At 41.2% G+C, this 6,220-nt stretch carries 6 protein-coding genes; 3 read left to right on the top strand and 3 right to left on the bottom strand.

The window, feature by feature from the left end; translation table 11 throughout:
* Positions 1–106: 106 nt before the first annotated feature.
* Positions 107–319: a YppF family protein gene (yppF, locus tag KHB02_RS21935; protein ID WP_213145062.1), complete on the bottom strand. Its 213-nt coding sequence runs from the start codon at positions 317–319 to the stop codon at positions 107–109.
* Positions 320–494: 175 nt separating this feature from the next.
* On the opposite strand from yppF, the gene KHB02_RS21930 reads away from it, so the two are divergent.
* On the top strand, positions 495–1,046 hold the full coding sequence (locus KHB02_RS21930; RefSeq protein WP_241114013.1) for a YppG family protein: 552 nt from the start codon (positions 495–497) through the stop codon (positions 1,044–1,046).
* A gap of 56 nt (positions 1,047–1,102) precedes the next feature.
* Here the strand turns inward: KHB02_RS21930 and KHB02_RS21925 are convergent, their stop codons facing one another.
* Together KHB02_RS21925 and KHB02_RS21920 are read right to left on the bottom strand one after the other, a co-directional pair.
* Positions 1,103–1,591, bottom strand: coding sequence for an Hsp20/alpha crystallin family protein (locus tag KHB02_RS21925; protein ID WP_213145063.1), 489 nt, complete (start codon positions 1,589–1,591; stop codon positions 1,103–1,105).
* Between the two features lie 113 nt (positions 1,592–1,704).
* A complete protein-coding gene (locus tag KHB02_RS21920; protein WP_213145064.1) occupies positions 1,705–2,403 on the bottom strand; it encodes a Crp/Fnr family transcriptional regulator in 699 nt (232 codons plus the stop codon).
* Positions 2,404–2,542: 139 nt separating this feature from the next.
* Here KHB02_RS21920 and KHB02_RS21915 point away from each other — a divergent pair, with 139 nt between their 5' ends.
* Positions 2,543–4,822 (top strand): DEAD/DEAH box helicase, encoded by a 2,280-nt coding sequence (locus KHB02_RS21915; RefSeq protein ID WP_213145065.1) that lies wholly within the window; start codon positions 2,543–2,545, stop codon positions 4,820–4,822.
* 14 nt (positions 4,823–4,836) lie between these two features.
* Positions 4,837–6,105, top strand: coding sequence for a ribonuclease H-like domain-containing protein (locus tag KHB02_RS21910; protein ID WP_213145066.1), 1,269 nt, complete (start codon positions 4,837–4,839; stop codon positions 6,103–6,105).
* Positions 6,106–6,220 lie beyond the last annotated feature (115 nt).

Raw genomic sequence — 6,220 nt, 5'->3', positions numbered from 1 at the left:
TTTGCTCTTACGAGCAATAATCCAACAAAAAGGCATCCGAATGGGCTCATTCGAATGCCTTTTGTCTACAATCTGAAAAGAGATGCATGAGCATCTCTTTTTTTGACTAACTATTATGTTCGATGAGGGAGTTTTCCTGCGCTGCCTCTGGGGGCACCGCACCTTGATTTTCAAGTTCACGGACAAGATTGCGATATTCTTTAATGCTAATTTCATTGAAGATATAGGCCTTTTTAACAAAATCCATTAGTGCATTAACATCATCAGTGGTGTAATCACGGTTTTGACTAAATCTCACTTTTAATTCGCGTATGTCCATTCCTACTCCTCCTTCATCATTTTTACTATCGTAACATGAAATTAAGAGATTATTATTTTTTCAAAAATTTAAACTTTAGACAAAATCTTTGAAATTTTGACATTTCCTTGAATCACCAATTAGGCTTTTTTTTCATAATGTGAAGCAGAGATAAATACGGAGGAGATGTTTGCCCGTGTTTGGAAAAATGAGACCAAATACCTTCTTTCATAATGGATATTCGGGACAAATGATGCAATATGGTCCAGTTGGCCAACAATGGAACCGGCATTTAGTAATGCGAAATCAAGCTTTTCCATATCAGCCTCCTGTTCAGAATCAGACCTGGAACACTTTCCAGTCGCAGGGAGGCTATCATCCAAGTACGTTCCAGCCAATGGGGCCGGCTTATCAGCTTGGGTCTAACGCACAGAATATGAACTATCAAAACTCCCAGTATCCGCAAAAGGATTCACAATTCCTATTTCAGAATCCCCTGCAGCCAAAGGAGGATATGTATCCTGCTCCATATGCGCCAATGAATGGATATCCGGTTATGAACCCATATCCTAAACAAAGCTTTATTCCGAAACAGCCAAGTGGTATGCAGTCCTTAATGAATTCCTTTAAATCGCAGGATGGCTCAGTGGATTTTAATAAAATGATGAATACAGCGGGCCAGATGGTGAATGCGGTTACGCAGGTTTCTTCCTTAGTAAAAAACTTTAGCGGCATTTTTAAAGCGTAATAAAAAAGACGGCAAGCGTTGCCGTCTTTTTTATATAATATGGAAAATGATTATTCTTACTCGTCAATTTCAATAATTTTTCCTTTTTCGCGGGGTATGCGGATTTGTAGTAATCCGTCCCGGTAGGAGGCATTAATTTTTCTGTCATTAATCATATGAGGCAGGGAGATGGTTCTTGCGGTTTGCTGTCTGACAAAACGGCGCTGATAAATTTGATTTCGCTCATCCTCTGAGGTTTCTAATTCTTTATTCTCAACAGATATGGTTAAGTAGTTTCCGGTGATATTAAGATGGATTTGGTCTCTTTTGACACCGGGGAGTTCGGCCGACACTAAATATTCATTTTCTCTTTCAACAGTCTCTACGTGAAAGCCTCCGCTGCTATCAAACGGAAAAGGTGTTTTGAAAAAATCATCGATGGACTGCAAGAATCCTCTAATAGGTTTCTCCATGAAAAAATCATTCATGGATTTCATCAAATGACTAAACGGTTCGGAAACAGGCTTTTTCTCATGATTTTTATCATTCGGAAGATTAGAAGACATCCTAAAACCCTCTCTTTCCAATTTTTCACACGATATCATATGCGTTTAGTCCCGACCCGGTGCCCATTTCATACAAAAAAAACACCGCATAAGCTTGCGGTGGCAGTTTTCATTTAGATTAAATGAATTTCTTCCATAAGGATTTCGATATCGAGGATCATGTCGCCCTCTTCATCGACTTCGATTAATTCGTCTTTTTTCATTTTTGTCAATGTTCTGCTGATGGTTTCGCGTGTTGTTCCAATCATGTTGGCTAGGTCTTTATTGGTAAATTCCGATTTTAACAATATAGTACCATCCTCTTGTTCTTTACCGTGCTTTTGGGCGAGGCGGATTAGCAGTTTGACAATCTGTTCATAGGTATTATTGAGAATTTGCTCTTCCAGCCGGTTTTGCAGGTCGACTATCTTTTCACCAAGTACTTTAAATACCTTAATGCATAGCTCGGGATTTTCGATCAAAACATTTTCAAACTTGGAAATCGGCACGGCAATCAGGGTTGAAGGCTCTAGAACCTCAGCGTAGGCTGGATAGTCTCCTTTTCGGAAAAAGCCGACATGAGGAAACATTTCCCCTTTTTTCATAATGGCCACGATTTGTTCTTTCCCGTTTACATCGCTTTTATAAATTTTAAGCTTTCCATCAAAAATGAAATAAACATTTTCAAGCGGATCCCCTTGATGAAAAACATGGCTATTTTTCTTCCATTCTCTAGCAATCGCAATGTCGGTAACTTTGGATAATTCCGTGTCGTTTAAAGAGCGAAAGAGAGTAAATTCGGAAAGCACCCTTTTAATTTCATCGATTTTCATTACATCACCTTCAGTTTCGTTCGATATATTCTATTGTAACAAAATTTGGCCGAATAAAAAAAAGGTATTTGTAAAATATAAATTTCCTCTTTTTCTCCGAACGTTTATTCGCTAAAATAGAAGTAATGAGGTGAGCTAGATGAAGTTGAAAAAAGATTTGCAGGCCATCCTTTCAGATATTAAAGTAAATGAGGATTTTAAAGATAATATCGCTGCGTGGCATACACTCCCTAAGAAAGAAGCCCAAACGGTAACATTTCCTAGGGATTTACATCCTCTATTGCATGAAGCGCTTAATCAAAAAGGGATAGACGAGCTTTATACCCATCAGAGATCAGCATACGAAGCGACGATGGCAGGAAGAAGTATTGTGGCAGTTACACCAACGGCATCAGGAAAAACACTTTGCTACAATCTGCCAGTTCTTCAATCTATATTAAATGACCCGAGCACACGAGCGCTGTATATGTTTCCGACAAAGGCACTCGCCCAGGATCAAAAAAGTGAAATAAACGAAATTATCCAAGCGGCCTCCATGGATATTAACAGCTATACGTATGATGGAGACACACCGGCAAATATCCGCCAGCGGGTCAGAAAAGCAGGCCATGTTGTCATCACCAATCCTGATATGCTGCATTCTGGCATCCTGCCCCATCATACAAAATGGGTATCTTTATTCGAAAATCTCAAATTTGTCGTGATTGATGAGCTTCATACGTATCGCGGCGTTTTTGGCAGTCATGTGGCAAATGTGATTAGGAGGCTAAAACGGATTTGCCATTACTATGGAAGCAATCCTGTATTCATTTGTACATCTGCGACGATCGCAAATCCTCTCGAACTGGCGGAAAACCTTACTGAGGAAAACATGGTCCTGATTGACAACAACGGGGCACCAAGCGGAACGAAGCATTTCGTTTTTTATAATCCGCCAATTGTCAACAAACCATTAAACATTAGAAGAAGTGCGACTCTTGAGGTTCGGAAAATTGCCGGGGAACTGTTAAAAAACAAAATCCAAACGATTGTTTTCGCCAGAAGCAGGGTACGAGTTGAAATTATCTTAACGTATCTCCAGGAACTGGTGAAACACGAGTTGGGCAGCAAATCGATTATGGGGTATCGCGGCGGTTATCTCCCCACAGAGCGACGGAAAATAGAAAAAGGCTTGCGTTCCGGGGAAATATACGGTGTTGTAAGTACGAATGCTCTTGAACTTGGTGTCGATATTGGACAACTTCAGGTGTGTATTATGACAGGTTATCCCGGAACCATCTCTAGTGCCTGGCAACAGGCCGGAAGAGCAGGGAGACGGCATGGAGAGGCTCTTGTCATCATGGTGGCAAGCTCGAGTCCGTTGGATCAATATATCATCCAAAATCCTGATTATTTCTTCAATAAAAGCCCGGAAACAGCACGGATTAATCCGGACAACCTAATCATATTGATTGACCATATGAAATGTGCCGCCTACGAGCTTCCATTTAAGGCTGACGAAAAGTTCGGTAATGTGGGAACTGAGGAGCTTTTGGAATACTTAACTGAAGAGCGAGTTCTATATCGGAACGGCGATAAATGGTACTGGATGAACGACTCTTTCCCGGCCCACAATATCAGCCTGCGGTCCGCTTCCCAAGAAAATGTCATCATTGTCGACCAAACCGATATTGCTAGTGTAAAGGTCATCGGGGAAATGGACCGTTTTTCGGCAATGACACTGCTTCACGATGAGGCCATTTATTTGCACCAAGGCACTCAATTTCAAGTGGAAAAACTGGATTGGGACGAAAAAAAGGCATTTGTCCGTGAGGTGGATGTTGATTATTTTACAGATGCCAATTTAGCGGTTCAATTAAAAGTACTTGAGGTTGATAAACTGCATCCGGTCAATGAAGCGGAAATTGGTTATGGGGATGTCAGCGTCAGGGCTATGGCGACCATTTTTAAAAAAATTAAATTCGAAACTCATGAGAATATCGGTTCCGGTCCGATCCACCTACCGGAAGAGGAACTTCATACGAATGCCGCGTGGATTTCGCTTAATAGGGCGCTCTCAGAATTGGGGGCTGTTCGGCTGGAGCAAGGACTTGTTGGGGCGGCCCATGCTTTAAGGTCAATAGCCCCATTGTTTGTCATGGCCGACCCGCAGGATATTCATGTCATTCCGCAGGTTAAGGCCGACCATAATGAAAAGCCAACCATCTTTTTTTATGACCGCTATCCTGGAGGAATTGGCTTAAGTGAAAAAATATATTCAGGGATGGCAGAGGTTTTGCTCGAAAGCAAAAAAATGATTGAACGCTGCCAATGTGAATCAGGGTGTCCATCATGCATTGGCACGGATGCAGTTGGAGATGCAGCCAAACATGATTCATTAATGATTCTTGATGCCTTCTTAGAATCATCATCGCGGTAAGGGGGAGTGCGAGGATGTCTTTAAAAAATAAATTGAATCGCTTAAAGCCCCACTTGTCGACGGGGAATTCTTCAGATAAAAAGGCTGTTCCCTCTTCAGTAGAAACGTTCGTTGAGATACCTTACAAAGAGCAATGGGAGCAAGAACATGTTTCTCCTTATTATTTAGACGAAAACTTCTGTTTAATAAGAGAGGTAAAATATCCGCTTGACCAACGGCACGGCCATTATCGGTTTCGTGATTTTCTGACGGCAATGGAAACTTGGAACCAGCAATCAGCCGCTCATCCATTATCTGCTAAAGGGTTTCAGGCGGAAGAATTATTTTTTTTCGATACAGAAACGACGGGGCTAGGCGGCGGGACGGGCAATACCATTTTCTTATTGGGGTATGCCAGCATTGAGGGAGAAGAGTTGATTTTAAGACAGCATATCCTCCCAAATCCCGGTGCCGAGGTCCCGCTATACCAAAGCTTTCTGGAAAAGATTAATTATCGGACACTTGTCACTTATAATGGGAAAGCCTTTGACTGGCCGCAGGTCAAAACGAGACATACGCTTGTAAGAGAGCATGTTCCAAGGCTTCCGTCTTTTGGTCATTTCGACTTGTTTCACGCTGCCAAAAGACTCTGGAAGCACAAATTAGAACGGTTGAAATTAGCAGTAGTGGAAAAAGAGGTTCTCGGGGTAGAAAGGGTTGACGATATTTCGGGATTTTTAGCTCCGATGATTTATTTTGATTTCGTTGAAAACAAAAAGCCCGATGGCATGATTGGCATACTCAAGCATAATGAAATTGATATATTGTCGCTTGTCACTTTGTATACACATCTGACCTTTCAATTATGCGGATTAGACCACGACTCTACCAGAAAGGAAACCTTTGAAGTAGGCCGCTGGTTTGCGGCTATCGGTGAAAAGGATGAAGCAGAAAAAGTCCTCGGTAAACTCACAGACGGGCAGGATGTTACAGCTTGCCAAGCAAAGCTTGCTCTTGCGTTTCAGTATAAAAAAGACCGGGAATGGGACAAAGCAAGAAATTTGTTTACCGAGGTTGTCCAATCTGGGGAGGGGCGTCTTGCGCTTGATGCATGTGTAGAATTGGCTAAAATCTATGAGCATAGATTAAAGGATTTAGAATTAGCTCTTCAATACTGTAGCCAAGCTATCATTATAAGTGAGCGAACCCCTAGTTTGCACAATCTTTCAGGTGATCCTTCAATGGACCAGTTACAAGCACGAAAAGAGCGTTTGAATCGAAAAATCATTAAAAGCCCACGTTAAATTTCTTTAATTAACGGTTATTAAAAATATGTAACAAAAAGTTCACAATTTAATGCTGAAAAATTTGAAATTCCATATTGTTTACTGTCGTCTTAATAGGTAAAATTATAAATTG

Source organism: Neobacillus citreus (assembly GCF_018343545.2).
Taxonomy (GTDB): domain Bacteria; phylum Bacillota; class Bacilli; order Bacillales; family Cytobacillaceae; genus Neobacillus; species Neobacillus citreus.
This window is presented reverse-complemented; position numbering and strand designations above follow the sequence as displayed.

Coding starts and splice junctions, on each gene's coding strand:
- yppF (WP_213145062.1), bottom strand. CDS start 319: ATGGACATACGCGAATTAAAAGTGAGATTTAGTCAAAACCGTGATTAC.
- KHB02_RS21925 (WP_213145063.1), bottom strand. CDS start 1,591: ATGTCTTCTAATCTTCCGAATGATAAAAATCATGAGAAAAAGCCTGTT.
- KHB02_RS21920 (WP_213145064.1), bottom strand. CDS start 2,403: ATGAAAATCGATGAAATTAAAAGGGTGCTTTCCGAATTTACTCTCTTT.
- KHB02_RS21915 (WP_213145065.1), top strand. CDS start 2,543: ATGAAGTTGAAAAAAGATTTGCAGGCCATCCTTTCAGATATTAAAGTA.
- KHB02_RS21910 (WP_213145066.1), top strand. CDS start 4,837: ATGTCTTTAAAAAATAAATTGAATCGCTTAAAGCCCCACTTGTCGACG.